Raw genomic sequence first — 13,693 nt, forward strand, 5'->3', positions numbered from 1 at the left:
CTACCGTCCGGCCATGAGCAGACACCACAGCATCGACTACGTCGAGATCCCGGTCCGCGACCTCGAGGTCTCCAAGCAGTTCTACGCCGCCGCCTTCGGGTGGCAGTTCACCGACTACGGCCCCGGCTACAGCGGCATCCGCGGGGAGGGCGAGCGGGAGGCGGGCGGCCTCGTCCAGGTCGACGACGTCCGTCCCGGCGGGCCGCTCGTCATCCTCTACAGCGACGATCTCGAGGCGAGCCTCGCGGCCGTCGAGCAGGCCGGCGGCCGGGTCGTCGCACCGCCCTACGACTTCCCCGGCGGGCGCCGCTTCGAGCTGGAGGACCCGAGCGGCCACCGCCTCGCGGTGTGGACGGAGCAGACGGGCGGCTGACCCGGCCCCGGGATGCGGCCCGGCCGGGGCGGTCGAAGGATGGGGCCATGGACATCGACACCGAGGCAATGAAGGACTTCCCCGAGCAGAGCCAGCCCTGGCCGGGGTGGACCAACCGTCTGGACCCGATCCCTGACCACGGCGAGACGAGCTACGTCGGCCGCGGGCGGCTCGAGGGCAAGCGCGCCCTCATCACCGGCGGCGACTCCGGCATCGGCCGCGCCACCGCGATCGCTTTCGCCAAGGAGGGGGCGGACGTCGCGATCGCCTACCTCGAGCAGGAGCAGGAGGACGCCGAGGAGACGAAGAAGCACGTCGAGGCCGCGGGCCGGCGCTGCGTGCTCCTGCCCACCGACCAGCGCACCGAGGAGGCGAACATCGCCCTCGCGCGCGCCGCCGTCGAGGGCCTGGGCGGGATCGACGTGCTCGTCAACAACGCCGGCTACCAGATGGCCCAGGACTCCCTCGCCGACATCACCGACGAGCAGCTGCGCCAGACCTACGAGACGAACATCTTCTCGATCTTCTGGCTCACCAAGGCGCTGCTCGACGACCTCAAGCCCGGTGCGAGCGTCATCAACTGCACCTCGATCCAGGCCTTCCAGCCCTCCGAGACGCTCCTCGACTACGCCTCGACCAAGGCCGCGATCAACAACCTCACCGTCAACCTCGCCGCCGAGCTCGGCCCCAGGGGCATCCGGGTCAACGCCGTCGCCCCCGGCCCGATCTGGACCCCGCTCCAGCCGGCCACCAAGCCCGCCGAGTCGATGCCGGAGTTCGGCAAGAACGCACCGCTGGGCCGCGCCGGCCACCCGATCGAGGTCGCCACGGCCTTCGTCTTCCTCGCCACCGACGACGCGAGCTACGTGTCGGGCACCGTCCTCGGCGTCACGGGCGGCAAGCCCGTCTTCTGACATGACCCGCACCGCGAGGACGACGACGGCGGGACTGCCAAGTGTCCATGATGTGTCCTACCAATCCACCTCACCCGGAGGACACCATGAGCACCACCGACCAGACCGCTCCCATGCACTTCCCTCTCATCCCCCTACCTGTCGACGAGACCTACTCGGGGCACGAAGCGCCTGAGGGATTCGTCAGCACCTACGGGTGGTGCGCCTGGTTCTGCGCCGTCGACATCGGACTGTCGAACCGAGGAACGTCCATCAGCGACCACGGCGTGTGGTGCGAACAGCGCGTGGGCAAGACCTTCCAGGGGCTCAGAGCCGACGGCACGCCCGAGAGCGTCGGCGTCGACGTCGTCCAGCCCTACCTGCACGGCGTCTATAAGAAGGCCGATGCCTACGCCAACCACGTCGCTCGCGAGCAGTACGTGCGCGTAACTCTCGGCGCCTGGGAGGACGATGACGAGCAGCGTCACGAGGCTTACCTCGCCCCCTCGGAGGTTCGCTCGCTCGCCCGAGCGCTCCTCCACGCGGCCGACAGCCTCGAGAACGTGGCCCAGCCTCTTCGCCGGAAGTCGGAACGATGAACCGCTACCTGCTCGCGCTCTGGATCCTCGGCGGTCTCATGCTCGTCGCCGGCGTCGTGTTCAACAACGGCGCCACGAACCTCGAGGCCGCGTCCCTCGTGCAGGGACAGCTCGGCTCCAACCTGCTCGTCGGCGGGCTCCTCGTGTGGGGCCTCGCCATCCATGCTCGCGCCTGTTCTGGTCCGCGGCCAGGCGACGATCGGTAGCGTCACGACCATGGACAACGATGAGGACATCCGGAGCCGCGCCGAAGAGTTGCTAGCGATGTACCGGCAGGCGCTTGCGGACGTCGAGCACGCCCGCGAGGACGATACGGTCGGCAGCGATCGACGGGCGTCGGTGGCCCTGCACAGTGCCATCTGGGACGCCGTCTACAGCACGCAGGTGGCTACGCTCGAGGTGCTCCTCGGGGAAGGCCGTGGGATCCCCGTACCGGACTTCATCCAACAGGACTGACGTGGACGCAGCCCCCCGGCCCAGGGGCCCAGTCCATTCACCGGGCCGGGGGGCTGCCGTCTATGCGCGACCGGTGTGCTGCCGCATCTGACGCGCAAAGTTCCGATCCGCCTGCTTGAGCTGGTGGTCTGCGATGACGCGCATGCGGTCGGTGATCTGCTCGTCGCCCAGGTAGACCGTGAGATTGATCGGCTGCTGCTGCTGGGTGGCCCGGGGCTGGCCGAGGGGCATGCCCTCGTTCATGGCCTGCAGGTTGCCGACGCCGATGCGCTGGGTGGCCTGGGCATCGACAACGAACTCCCCCGGCGACAGTGGGGTCATGACGAGGTCGTCGATGTCGGAGCCCTGCCCGGTGATGTACCGGCCGGAGGCGGCGCCGGGCACCTGCCCGCCGGAGTTCATCGCAGCTTGGCCGTACTGCTGCAGGGCCACGGCCGCGGTGACGGTGCGCCCGTCGATCCGGTTGAGGGTCCGGTCCAGGGCCTCTGCCCGGGTCAGTGCGGTGGTGGCGTCCAGGATCGCGGTCGTCTCGATCTGGGACGGGATGAGCCCGTACTCGTCAGCGAGCTCGCGGGCAGCCCGCTCGGTGAGGCCCATCTGGGTGGCGGTGCGGATGAACTCGTCGCGTGCGCTCTGGGTCTTGGTGCGCAGCTGGTCGGTGGTGGCGCCCTGCTGGCGGGCCGACTCGATCATGGACCAGCCGGCCTCAGCAGTCCCGATGAGGGTCTCGTTGGCCTTCTGCCCTGCCTCCGTGTACAGGTCAAGGGCGGTGCCCCCGTCGGTGACCGCGTCGGTCTGGTCACGGGTCGCCTGGGTGGAGGTGTCGATGAGCCCGTTGATCTCCTCCAGGGCCTTGACGTTGTCCATCGTCTGCTGCGCCCATGCGGCGTTGGCTTCCGCCGCGGACATGTTGAGGTCGGCGTCCTCCTGGAGGAGGTCGAGCTTCTCCTCCATCTGCTCGTTGTAGGCGAGCAGCGCCGCCTCGGAGCCCTCCAGTGCCTGCTGGTGCAGCTCCTCGATCTCGGTGGCGTTCTCCGTCGCCGCGGCCGCGTCCTCGAGCCTGCCGCGCAGGTCCTGCAGGCTGATGACGCCAGCCTGGACGGCGGCGTCCATGGGGTCCATGCCCTCGTCGTGGAGACGCTGGGCCTCGGCCCGGGCCGAGTCCATGGCCCCGTCGATCTCGCCCATGGCGATCGCGGCGTCCTGGGATGAGCCGGCCAGGCCACGGAAGAGGGTCTCGTAGGTCAGGCCGAGGCGCTCGGCGTCCTCGGCGATGACCTCGGCGTTGGTCTTGGACGCTTCCTGCCACGGCTCGAACCACGACTTGGGGTCGGCGATCGTGTTGCCGAACTCCCGGAACTGGGCCTCCCAGTCGATGTCGTTGATGTTGCCGCCGGCCTCGTTGATCGCGTCGGCAAGGGCGATCACCTGGTCCTTGACCTCGGCGGCCTTGTCCGCGGACTGCTGCAGGAACGCCACACCGAGGCCGATGCCGGCGGCGATGAACGCGCCACCGACCATCCCGGCGGGACCCATGTCGGCGATGATCCCGCCGAAGGTGCCCTGGATGCCGTCGATGAGCCCCTCGAGTGACCCATCGAAGGACGACATGGTCTCGGAGAAGTTCTGCCCGGCCTCCTGCTTGAAGGTGTCGGTGGCCCGCTCACCTTCGTCCATGCCGCTCTTGATGTTGCGGCCGACCTTGTCACCGGTGGTCTTGGAGTCGGCGGCGACGGCGTCGAAGGACTGGCGGAACTTCTTCTCCGACCCGTCGGCGGCCTTCTCGAGCTCGTCGCCTGCATCCTTGGCGTGGTCGCCGACGTTGTCGAGCTCGCGCTTGGCGGTGTTCTCGACGTCCTTGAGGGCGTCCTCGGTGTCCTTGGCGCCCTTCTCCAGGCCGTCCTTGAGTCCGTCGCCGGCCTTCTTCCCGGCCTGCTCGCCCTCCTTGGCGACGTCGTCGAGGGAGTCGGCGACGTTGTCGAGCGCCCCCTCGATGTCCTTGGTGCCCGCGATGAACTTCGAGACGTCGGAAACGAAGTCGATCTGGATGCCCTTGCCGGCCATGGCCTACTTCCCTTCGGCGGCGTCGTGGTACTTGCGAACGATGAGCTGCACCCACAGCGACACCATGCGGGGGCCGATGTCCGCGAACGCCGGGTAGATGTGGCGGCCCTTGGGGGTACGGGGCGGCAGGTGGCGCATCGTCCTGCGCTCGACGACGTGGTAGCCGGACCGGGCGCGGTTCTTGCGCTCGTACCTCGAGTAGGCGTTACGGCTCGCGCCGAACTCCCAGCCGGCGTAGTCGCGTGCGGGGGTGACGCGCTTGCCGTCTCCGACACCGCGGGTGGAGGTCGCGGCGACGGCACGGGGCGGGTTACCGGCGGCGATGCGCACGCCCTTGTTCAGCACCCGGTTGGCCATCACCGACGTGCCCGCCATGTGAGCGTCCACGAGGGACTTCCACACCGGGTTCATCGTCTCCCGCGTGGCCTGGTTGATGTCGCGGCGCAGGTCCTTGTCCGCGGCCTTCATCGCCAGGACCGCAGCCTGCAGCTGCGGGGAGTTCTCGACGGACAGCATCAGCCGCTCACCTCCTGCCAGTGGCCGAGGGTGGGCTCCTCGAAGCACGGCATGGTGACGGCGGCCGAGAGGGTCTGGTTGGGCACGCCGCCGATCTGGCCGGGCACGATCATGACGTCGGCCTGCACCGCGAGGGACTCCTCGTCGGGACGGAACACGAGGGTGCGGGTCTGGGCGGCGTGCTCGATGAGGTACATGGACAGGCTGCCCGGGGTGGCCCAGTCCTGTGCGTAGCTGACGGTGCAGGTCCACGTGACGCCGTCGTACATCGGGACGCCGGTGTCGAAGCCGAGGCGGTCGGCCCACGACCAGCGCACCTGCGGGACGAACAGCACCTGGCCCACGGCCTGCGTGTAGTCGTCCTCAGCGACGATGAGCGTCGCCGTCTTCAGGGTGATGGGTCTGAGCCCTACGACACTCACCGTCGCCTCCCCTCGTCAGGTCGGGTGCGGTCAGGGCGTGGGGTCGGCGAAAGAGGGGCGGCCGTCGACCGCGAGGCTCACGCTCGAGGTGGCGAGGTCCGCGCCGGCCGTGCCACCGATGTCACCCGGGGACACGACGAGCGTGGCGGTGACCGTAGGGCCGGAGGCCACCGGGGTGAAGACGACTTCCTTCTTCTCGCCGTCGTGCTCGAGGAGGTAGCGCAGGAGGCCGCTGGGGGCGAGGTCCTGCGCGAAGGCGAGGGTGCAGGACCACTCGGCCTTGGACTGGTCCTTGACGACGTTGCCGCCGATGCCGCGCCACGTGGCCGTGGACGTGGAGGGCGTGAACTGCACCTGGCTGATGGCCGCGGTGAAGTCGTCTGCCTCGATCGCGAGGGTGGCGTTCTTGAGGCTGTACGGGGTGGTCAGGTCGATGACTGCCATGGTCAGGCTCCTTCGGTTTCGGTGATGGCGGCCACCGCGGTGACCTGGATGTTGTAGCCGTGGAATGCGTCGTTGAGGACGCCACGGTTGGCCTCGGTCCACTGCACCCACGTGACGGGTTGCAGGGCGGCGAGGAGGTCCTCGAGAGCGGCGTCGAGCTCGTCGTCCGCACGCTCTGGATCCTGGGGACCGACGAGGAGCCACAGGTCCAGGCCGACGGCGACGCGGCTGGGGCCGAACTCCTCACGGCGATGGATGGACTGCTGCCACACGGCGACCGTAGGGCGGGTGATGCCCGACGGTAGGAGCGCCGAGCCGGTGACCCGGTACCCGTCAGGGAGGTTGGCCTTGAGGTCGTCGACGAGGCGGGTGCGGGCGCTCACTGGGCCACGCCCCACGTCGGGGTGAGGTACTGGCGGGTGTACCAGTCCAGCGGGGTGGCGTGCCCTGCGGCCTTGACGGCGGCGGTGTGGCGGTCCACGGCCAGGCGCAGGCGGGCGTCGGTCACGTCGTGGCCGGCGAGGTGCGCCTTGATCTGTCGTTCGGCGGTCTTGCGGGGGTCGAACCGCTTGGCCTTGGCCGGTGCCGCGGCGGTGGCCTGCTCGTCGTTCTCGGTCATCGCACACTCAGCTTTCCGCGCTTGGGGCGCAGGAGATTTCGAACAGTCCAGTCCATTGGCCAAACCGTGACCGTGTAGCCCTCGGCACCGATCTGGTCGTTGCCGCCCGCGATGCTCGAGCGGTACAGGGCGCGGGCCTGCATGGACTGCGCCAGGCGCCACGACTCGGGCACGACCTCAGCGTCACCGATCGCGGGGGCGTATTCCTCGCACTGGATGCGGGCGGAGGTGAGCAGCCCGTCGACGTCGTAGTCCTCGGCGTAGGGCGCGTCAGGCCAGTACGTCTGGAGCTCCTCGAGGTTCTGGATCCATCCGAGTGCCATGGCTGCTCACCTCCTCCCGTCGTGTCGGTGTGGGTCAGCCGGCGGCGGTGACCAGGGCGAGGCCCTCGTCGTCGTGGACGTTGACGGCGTAGTAGCCGAAGACGCCCTCGTCGATGCCGCCCTTGGCGATGTCCTGCGCCTCGACGCGGATGGGGGCGCCGCCGCCGAGCTCGTGGACGGTGACGGCGGAGCGGGTGCCGACGAGCGTGCTGCCGGCGGTGAGGCCGGACCACGGCTTGAGGGTGAAGGTCTGGGGGTTGAGGGTGCCCTCCTCCAGGCCGAGGGCCATGGTCAGGTACGCGAGCTTGTCCTGTTCGCGGGTCAGGACGAGGTCGCGCCACAGGTCCGGCGCGAGGAGCGCGAAGGACGGCATGGTCTTGGTGCTGTCCAGGACCGCCAGGGCGCCGTCCACGATGGACACCAGGCCGGGGTTGACGCCGGTGGGCACGGTGCCCCGGGTGACGGCGGTCGCGGCGGCGATGACGTCGGCGGCGACCTGCGCGTCGGACACCTGGGCGTAGGACTCGGTCATCGCGGCGAAGTAGGCCGCGAAGAACGCCTCGTCGTTGAAGTCCCGGTACTTGCGGTCGATGTCGTGCGCACCCGCGATGCGCTCGGCGTTGATGGACACGGCCTCGGTCTGGACCTCGTTGGAGGGCACGTCGGTCTTGTTGCCCGAGTAGGGCGCGACCTGCGGCTTGGTCACCCAGCGCCAGCCGCGGACCTCGTAGGAGGTGAGGTCGGCGTGGTTGAACAGCGGGATGATCTGCCGCTGGTAGGCGCGGCCGGACCACAGCTCCCCGACGAACTGGGGCACCTCGGTGCCGGGGGTGTCGGCGGGAACGATGTCGGACAGCGCCGCGAGCATGCGGCGCTCGCCGCCCTCGCGGTGCGCGGTGGCGAGCAGCCGGTAGAGCTCGTTCGGGTGCTTGATCTTCGTCTCGGTGCGGGACGCGGCGAGCCCGCCAACGGGGGCGGTCGCGGTCGTGGTGCTGTCACCCATGGTGGGCTCCTCCTCGGTGTCGTCCTCGGACGGGGCGTCCTTGGGCGTGGTCTCGGTCTTGTAGGTGCTGGTGGTCTTGCGGACGTACTCGACGCCGTCGATCGTGATGGTCTCGGTGGACTCGGTCTCCGACTCCTGGTCGGCCATGTAGTCGGGCAGCTCCCCGACGTCGGCGGCGACGAGCTGCGCACTCGGGAAGGCCGGGGCGACGCACGCGGCGGCGCCCGTGAGGAGGCCGGCGAGGAGCTTGCCGCCGCGGGTGACGATGTCGTCGACCTCGACGGACACACCGGCGCGCAGGCCCTCGGCGGCCTCGGCGAGGAGGTCGTCACCGGCACGGGTGGCCGCGATGCGGAACGTGGCCTCCAGGCCCTCGGCGGTCTCGGTGATCGCGACGCCGCGGCCGACGGGCTTGGTTCGGTCGTGCTCGAGGTTGAGCACCACCGCAGATGCGTCGTCGGGGATCTTCACTGACCCGGCCGAAGCGGTCAGGCGGCCCATGTTCGTGCGGCCGACCTCCCCGTAGGGGAGCAGCCGGTAAGTGAGGGTGCGGTCCTCCACGGACGCCGTGAGCAGCTTGCCCGCGGCCTGCATGGTCTTGGTGGTCATCCTTCGCTCCTAGTCGTGGTGCGCCGGACCCTGGACCGGCTGAGTCGGGGTGGACAGGTACTCAACGTCGAACGCGGTGCGGGTGCCGGCGGGGACGACGTCGTCCATCGACAGGCGCGCCTCCACGGGGGTGGCCCAGAACGCGAGGGACAGGTCGACGAGCTCGTTGCGGCTGGTCTCCTTGGTGGAGTACGTCAGCGACGCCGTGGCCGTGGAGCCCTCCAGGAGCGCCGCTGGCAGGTTGAGGAAGTTCGCGAAGTCGAGGCGGGAGGCGTTGCGGCCCTCGACGTACAGGTCCGTCTTCACGTCACCGAGGACCTTGGCCTCGATCTCCGCCGGGGTCAGCGCGGTCCCGCCCCGCCGCCGTGCCTCCTCCCACTGACGGACCAGGGCGTCCTGCTCGTCGTCGGTGAGGTTCGCGTTGAGGTCGGTGACGTGCAGCTCGAGCATCGGCACCGGGGTCTCCACGCGCTGGGACCAGGCACGGGACATGTTGCGGGCGGCGCGGATGTCATCGGCACCGATCTCGAGGAGCCCGTCCTGCGGGCCCTCGATGAGGATGACCTCCTCCGCCGACACGGGCTTCCCGTTCACGAGGATGCGCAGGTCCGCGTCGACCTCCCACCACTCGGGCGGGACACGGACGGCGTCGGTGATGCGGTCGCGTGCGCCGCGCTGCACGGCCCACAGGGAGGAGCCCTTGAAGATGAGGTCGTCCAGCGTCCACAGCATCCGGGTCCGGGGGGACACGGCCGTGTCGGTGCGGTACATCCACACGTCGGGGTCGACCATCGACTCGCCCCGGAACTTCGCCAGCGGCTGCCTCGCCAGGGTGCCGCAGATGAGGGCACGGCCCTTCGCGACGGCCGGGACCTTCATCGCCTCTGCCCGGGTGACGGTCTTGACGTCGCCGCCGAAGATGTCGGAGTAGGCGATCTTGGAGAGCTGGGAGGTCTGCCACGGTGAGGCGATCGTGGTGACCGGGCCGGCGGAGGGCGCATGGGAGCGGGAGACTTCTGCTGCGAAGCGGAACGCGTCCCACAGTCCCATGCGACCTCCTACCCGGCACCACCTCTACCCGTGTGCATAATCATACGGCGTACCGCATAGTTATGCGCGCATCCCGTGCGGTGTGTCGTCAGGACGCGAGCGACGTGCGGATCCGCAGCGGCGCACGCGCCGGCTTGGAGTCGAACTCCCACAGCGCCAGGGACGCAGCCACCATCGGTGAGATGTCGTTGGCCGACGCCTTCCGGGCGAAGTACCGGCCCCCCTCCCCCTGCCGCCACGCCGCACCCTCAGCCGCCGAAGTCAGTGACCCCTGACCGAAGTGCCGCAGCTCCCCGTCCGCGAGCGCCGACACGATCCGCTGCGCCGCGGCCTGCGCCTCCTTCGCCGTCCCCGGCACCAGCTGCACACCACGCAGGCGGGCGATCTCCTCCGCCGGCCCATGGTTGGCGCCGATGGCGTCGTACCTCACCGGCACCCTGTACTTGCGGGCCAGGCCGTGGACGAACCGCGCCAGCCAGGAGACGCCCAGGCGGTGATCCAGCACCCCGACATGGGCCAGGCCCTCCTCGTCCCGCCAGGCGGCCACCACGGCCGCCGAGGAGTCGTCAGGGGCGCAGTCGAACGCGAGGGCGAACCGCTCCGGGCGTGGCACCTCCGGCACCTCCGCCGCCGCCCACGCCTCCATGTCGATCGCCGAGGACGCCGCATCGAAGGGGAACCGGCACAGGTACTCGCGCTCGAACGTCGGCAGGTCCATCTTCCGGAACCGCTGCTGCATCTTCGCCATCGTCGTCAGCGTCCCGATGCCCGGGTGCACACGGCGCAGCACCGCCTCGTTCAGCACCGCCGGCCCGTCCGTGCCGTCGGGGTACAGCACGCTCTCCTCATCGTCACGGATCGAATAGTCCACGATGCCCGTGCCCGGCTCCCCCGCCCTGCCCTCCTGGAGGGTGTCCCACAGCAGCCCGGCCCGGGTCTTCGCCGGGGTGCCCACGATGATCGCCTGCCCCAGCGGGCGCGTGTCCAGCAGCGGCAGGGCGCCGGCCAGGAGGTCCTCGCTCTTGACCGGGTCGAGCTCGCCCGCCTCGTCGAACAGCATGGCGTCAGCGGCCTCCTGCCGGAATGCGTCCGCACGGGGCGGCACCACCCACAGCAGGGACCCGTTGGAGAACTCCAGAGCCTCGTCCCCGTTGGCCCACCGGATGTTCCCCACGCCGTCCTCGAAGCCACGGCCCTCCAGGATGCGGGCCATCTCCCGGAACTTCCGACGGGCACGCGTCCCATCCTGCGCCGTCGTCACCACCCGGTACCCCGGGATCGTCGCGCACCGCCCGATGAGCGTCGCCCAGATCGTCGTCGTCTTCGCCGCCCGCCGCGGGATCAGGCCGGCCACCGTCGGGTACAACGGCATGTCGTCCTCGTCCCGAGCCTCGAGCACCCCAGCCAGGACCTCGCCCTGCGGAAGCAGCTCGAAGCCGATCATGCGCGAGCCAGCACGAGCGGCCTCCAGGTCCACGTCAGGGGGCGTCGGAGACAGGTACGTCGGCTCAGCCATGTTCCACCACCGAGAGGGGGAGAAAGAGAGTGGACGACACGCGAAGGACTGTCCCGGGACTCAAAACGAACGGGCGTTCGATCACCACTGAAGTCTCCTGTCTTCGAGGCGGCGGGTGACGGTGGGCTCGCGTCGGGCGTTGGTGATGCGGGCTCCGGCCTTCCCGCCTGCCGAGGTGTTGCACCTGGCGTGACTGACCCACTGATTGCTGATGCCGTGGTCTCCGCCTTGGGCGCGGTCGGTCATGTGCTCGACGTGCCAGTCGTGTTCGGGTAGGACGGGTCGGCCGCAGCGGTAGCAGGGCAGGGGCAGGCGGGCTTTCCAGTGGGCGCGTGCGGTGCGGACGGCGTTGCCGGCCCAGCGGCGGGGGCTCATGCTTCCTGCTTCTGTTGTGCGCGGCGCCAGCGGCCGTAGTGGAGCGGGCACAGTCCTCGGGACTTCGCCTTGGCGGTGCAGTCGTCCTCGCTGCAGGGCTGGTTGCTCGGCTTGGGGCCGGGCTTGCGGCCGGCGGCTTCGACGTACTGGTGGAGCTCTGCGGGTAGGCGGCCGGTGGTGAGCGCCTGGTGGTGGGCGCCGCAGAGGCCGCGGCCCTTGTGTGTGCGGCCGCATCCGGGGACGTTGCATGGGCGGTCGAGGTTGCCGGTGAGGTTGCGCTCTTGGCGCCAGTGCACGTCGCACAGCCCGCGGACCTTGGCGGGTCGGGTGCAGAGGTTGATGATGCAGGGACCGCCGCTGCTGGTGGTGTAGGTGCCTGTGGTCGGCTGCTTGTCGTTGAGGTCGTCGACCTGGTGGCTGAGCTCCTCGAGCCGGATGACGACTGCTGCTGGGTCCTCGGTGCCGAAGGGGCGGCCGTGGAGTGCCATGCGCTCGGTGAGCCACCCGTCGCCGACAGCTGCGGTGAGCATGTCTGTGGAGGCGATGCCTTTACGCCAGGCGTTCTGGGCGTGCACGCTCTGGCCGACGGCCTTCTCGAAGTGCCACCGGGTGGCGGGTGTGAGGGCTGCGTAGAGGTAGGCCATCCACCGGCGCTCGGGGGCGTGGTCGTCGCGGTAGGGGGTGAACTGGTTGGCGAGGGTCTGCGCTTCGACGATGAGCCAGTCGTACAGGTCTTCGCGCAGGAGGGTGTCGCGGTGGGTGGCGTAGAGGCGTGCGCCGTGCTTGTGCCAGATGTTCTGGACGACTGAGAGGGTGAGGTCGGCCCAGGCGTCTTGCCACTGCGCCCACGTCCACTGCTCGTAGCCGGGGATGGGGTCGTCCCACCAGTCGTAGGTGTCGGCGGGGTCGGTGGGGCCGTAGAGCTCATCGAGGGTCCTGTGCCTCTTGCTCATCGGTCGCACCCGGGGTGGGTGGTGGCGCCGTCTCCGAGGTCGGCCATGGGGTGACCGCATCCGGTGCAGGTGGGGGTGGTGTCACAACCGTCACGAGTGTCACGTCCGTCCTGACTAGGGCCGCCGTTTGTGACACTTGTGACGCTTGTGACAGGCCCGTAGAGGCCACGTGACACCTTGCGGATGCGGCCTGCTTCCTCTGCCCGGACGAGCTGCTGCCGGACGTTGGCGGGGCTGAGGCCGAGGACGATGGCGATGTCCCCGGCGCGGGAGCCCTCGGGGTGGGCGTTGATGTACTCGACGACGCGGGCACTCTCGTCGCCGAGGCCCGCGGTGGTGCGGGCGGTGCGGGCGAGGTCGGATGCCTCGTGGAGGTCGCCCTGGAGTGTCCAGGAGCCTTCGACGGCGGTCATGGCGTACTCGTTCTCGCGGACGTCGCGACCGGTGACCTTGAGGATGGCGTCGGTCTCACTGCGGGCCCTGGTGAGGGCGATGGTGAAGTCCGCGGACCCGTTGAGGCCCTGGGTGCCGCTGGTGGAGTCCATCCAGTCCTCGCCGGCGGCCTTGCGGGTGTGGTGGACGACGAGGAGGGTTGCGCCGGGGTAGGCGTCGACCTTGTTCTTGAGGTGGGTGCCAACGCGGTAGTCACGCATGTAGGAGGACTCTCCGGCGAGGGCTGGAGGCATGACGCGGCCGAGGGTGTCGAGCATGACGAGGGGGTTGTCCTGGCCGTGGACGTCGAGCCAGGCGTCGAGGAGCTCCATGACGTCGCCTGCGGTGGCCTTGGTGACGTAGTGGAGGTTCTCGGGGATGGGCTGGCCGTCGAGGAGCTTGCGGCAGCGGTCCTGGAGGCGGCGGTCGCCGTCCTCGAGTGCGAGGTAGAGGACGGGCCGGGCGTCGCCGACGTGGACGCGTCCGAGGGCACGTCCGCCGAGGGCGACTGCGAGGCCGAGGCCGAGAGCGAGCCAGGACTTCCCCAGCTTGGGCGGGCCGACGAGGAGGCCGAAGCCTTCGGGGACGATGTCGGGGACGGCCCAGGCGAGGGGTGCGAAGTGCTGCTCGTCGAGCCAGGCCCCGGTCTTGACGCGCTCGAGGAGGGTGAGGTGTCGCTCGTGGCGGGCGATGTCGGGGTCGATGGGGGTGGCGAGTGCGGTCAAGCGACTGCGCTCCTCTCGGTGGCGACGGCGCGGAGCGCGGCGACCCACAGCTCGACGTTGGCGGGGTCGGGGGACTCGATGCAGATGTTGTCGAAGCGGCAGGCGAGCTCGGCCCACAGGTGGGCGTCGATGCCGTCGTGGACGCGGAAGGGGCGCAGCGATCCGACGTCGATGATGAGGGGGATGTGGCTGGCGAGGTCGCTGTTGTCGATGATGGGGCTCAGCTTGGTGCTGATGTCGCGGTCGTGGCCGAGGGTGGGCATGCCGTACTCGGCGGGGATGGTGGACAGGTCGATGCGGACGCGGCCGGTGATTGCCATG

General features: G+C 69.8%; 19 protein-coding genes. 5 read left to right on the forward strand and 14 right to left on the reverse strand.

The window, feature by feature from the left end:
- Window positions 1–13 precede the first annotated feature (13 nt).
- From AA0005_RS10955 to AA0005_RS10975, 5 genes are all read left to right on the forward strand, one after another.
- Window positions 14–373 (forward strand): VOC family protein, encoded by a 360-nt coding sequence (locus AA0005_RS10955; protein ID WP_413450202.1) that lies wholly within the window; start codon window positions 14–16, stop codon window positions 371–373.
- Window positions 374–420: 47 nt separating this feature from the next.
- Complete coding sequence (locus AA0005_RS10960) at window positions 421–1,287, forward strand: SDR family oxidoreductase (protein ID WP_413450203.1); 867 nt, start codon at window positions 421–423, stop codon at window positions 1,285–1,287.
- 86 nt (window positions 1,288–1,373) lie between these two features.
- Window positions 1,374–1,865, forward strand: coding sequence for a hypothetical protein (locus tag AA0005_RS10965; RefSeq protein ID WP_413450204.1), 492 nt, complete (start codon window positions 1,374–1,376; stop codon window positions 1,863–1,865).
- Window positions 1,862–2,071: a hypothetical protein gene (locus AA0005_RS10970; protein ID WP_413450205.1), complete on the forward strand. Its 210-nt coding sequence runs from the start codon at window positions 1,862–1,864 to the stop codon at window positions 2,069–2,071. Before AA0005_RS10965 ends, AA0005_RS10970 begins: the two co-directional genes overlap by 4 nt.
- A gap of 10 nt (window positions 2,072–2,081) precedes the next feature.
- Window positions 2,082–2,321 carry a hypothetical protein gene (locus AA0005_RS10975; RefSeq protein WP_413450206.1) on the forward strand — a complete coding sequence of 80 codons (240 nt, stop codon included), beginning with the start codon at window positions 2,082–2,084 and terminating at the stop codon, window positions 2,319–2,321.
- Window positions 2,322–2,381: 60 nt separating this feature from the next.
- On the opposite strand, the gene AA0005_RS10980 is transcribed toward AA0005_RS10975, so the two are convergent.
- The 14 genes from AA0005_RS10980 to AA0005_RS11045 all read right to left on the reverse strand — a co-directional run bounded on the left by AA0005_RS10980 (window position 2,382) and on the right by AA0005_RS11045 (window position 13,692).
- On the reverse strand, window positions 2,382–4,385 hold the full coding sequence (locus AA0005_RS10980) for a hypothetical protein (protein WP_413450207.1): 2,004 nt from the start codon (window positions 4,383–4,385) through the stop codon (window positions 2,382–2,384).
- Window positions 4,386–4,388: 3 nt separating this feature from the next.
- Window positions 4,389–4,901 carry a hypothetical protein gene (locus AA0005_RS10985; RefSeq protein ID WP_413450208.1) on the reverse strand — a complete coding sequence of 171 codons (513 nt, stop codon included), beginning with the start codon at window positions 4,899–4,901 and terminating at the stop codon, window positions 4,389–4,391.
- Window positions 4,901–5,323 carry a hypothetical protein gene (locus tag AA0005_RS10990; protein ID WP_413450209.1) on the reverse strand — a complete coding sequence of 141 codons (423 nt, stop codon included), beginning with the start codon at window positions 5,321–5,323 and terminating at the stop codon, window positions 4,901–4,903. Before AA0005_RS10990 ends, AA0005_RS10985 begins: the two co-directional genes overlap by 1 nt.
- 30 nt (window positions 5,324–5,353) lie before the next feature.
- Entirely contained in the window at window positions 5,354–5,767 is a 414-nt protein-coding gene (locus tag AA0005_RS10995; RefSeq protein ID WP_413450210.1) for a hypothetical protein, read from the reverse strand.
- A 2-nt stretch (window positions 5,768–5,769) separates the two neighbouring features.
- The gene (locus tag AA0005_RS11000; RefSeq protein ID WP_413450211.1) at window positions 5,770–6,150 is read right to left on the reverse strand and encodes a hypothetical protein; all 381 of its coding nucleotides are present in this window, start codon (window positions 6,148–6,150) and stop codon (window positions 5,770–5,772) included.
- Window positions 6,147–6,386, reverse strand: coding sequence for a hypothetical protein (locus tag AA0005_RS11005; RefSeq protein ID WP_413450212.1), 240 nt, complete (start codon window positions 6,384–6,386; stop codon window positions 6,147–6,149). Before AA0005_RS11005 ends, AA0005_RS11000 begins: the two co-directional genes overlap by 4 nt.
- Window positions 6,383–6,709, reverse strand: coding sequence for a hypothetical protein (locus AA0005_RS11010; protein ID WP_413450213.1), 327 nt, complete (start codon window positions 6,707–6,709; stop codon window positions 6,383–6,385). The genes AA0005_RS11005 and AA0005_RS11010 overlap by 4 nt, the downstream gene beginning before the upstream one ends.
- A gap of 34 nt (window positions 6,710–6,743) precedes the next feature.
- The gene (locus AA0005_RS11015; RefSeq protein ID WP_413450214.1) at window positions 6,744–8,321 is read right to left on the reverse strand and encodes a hypothetical protein; all 1,578 of its coding nucleotides are present in this window, start codon (window positions 8,319–8,321) and stop codon (window positions 6,744–6,746) included.
- A 9-nt stretch (window positions 8,322–8,330) separates the two neighbouring features.
- Window positions 8,331–9,371, reverse strand: coding sequence for a phage portal protein (locus AA0005_RS11020; protein ID WP_413450215.1), 1,041 nt, complete (start codon window positions 9,369–9,371; stop codon window positions 8,331–8,333).
- A gap of 88 nt (window positions 9,372–9,459) precedes the next feature.
- Window positions 9,460–10,887 (reverse strand): hypothetical protein, encoded by a 1,428-nt coding sequence (locus tag AA0005_RS11025; protein WP_413450216.1) that lies wholly within the window; start codon window positions 10,885–10,887, stop codon window positions 9,460–9,462.
- An 81-nt stretch (window positions 10,888–10,968) separates the two neighbouring features.
- Window positions 10,969–11,262 (reverse strand): HNH endonuclease, encoded by a 294-nt coding sequence (locus AA0005_RS11030; protein ID WP_413450217.1) that lies wholly within the window; start codon window positions 11,260–11,262, stop codon window positions 10,969–10,971.
- The gene (locus AA0005_RS11035; RefSeq protein ID WP_413450218.1) at window positions 11,259–12,215 is read right to left on the reverse strand and encodes a hypothetical protein; all 957 of its coding nucleotides are present in this window, start codon (window positions 12,213–12,215) and stop codon (window positions 11,259–11,261) included. Before AA0005_RS11035 ends, AA0005_RS11030 begins: the two co-directional genes overlap by 4 nt.
- Window positions 12,212–13,372: an AAA family ATPase gene (locus AA0005_RS11040; protein WP_413450219.1), complete on the reverse strand. Its 1,161-nt coding sequence runs from the start codon at window positions 13,370–13,372 to the stop codon at window positions 12,212–12,214. The genes AA0005_RS11035 and AA0005_RS11040 overlap by 4 nt, the downstream gene beginning before the upstream one ends.
- Window positions 13,369–13,692 carry a hypothetical protein gene (locus tag AA0005_RS11045; protein ID WP_413450220.1) on the reverse strand — a complete coding sequence of 108 codons (324 nt, stop codon included), beginning with the start codon at window positions 13,690–13,692 and terminating at the stop codon, window positions 13,369–13,371. Before AA0005_RS11045 ends, AA0005_RS11040 begins: the two co-directional genes overlap by 4 nt.
- Between the last annotated feature and the right edge of the window lies 1 nt (window position 13,693).

The organism is Georgenia phoenicis (assembly GCF_047302425.1).
Classification (GTDB): domain Bacteria; phylum Actinomycetota; class Actinomycetes; order Actinomycetales; family Actinomycetaceae; genus Oceanitalea.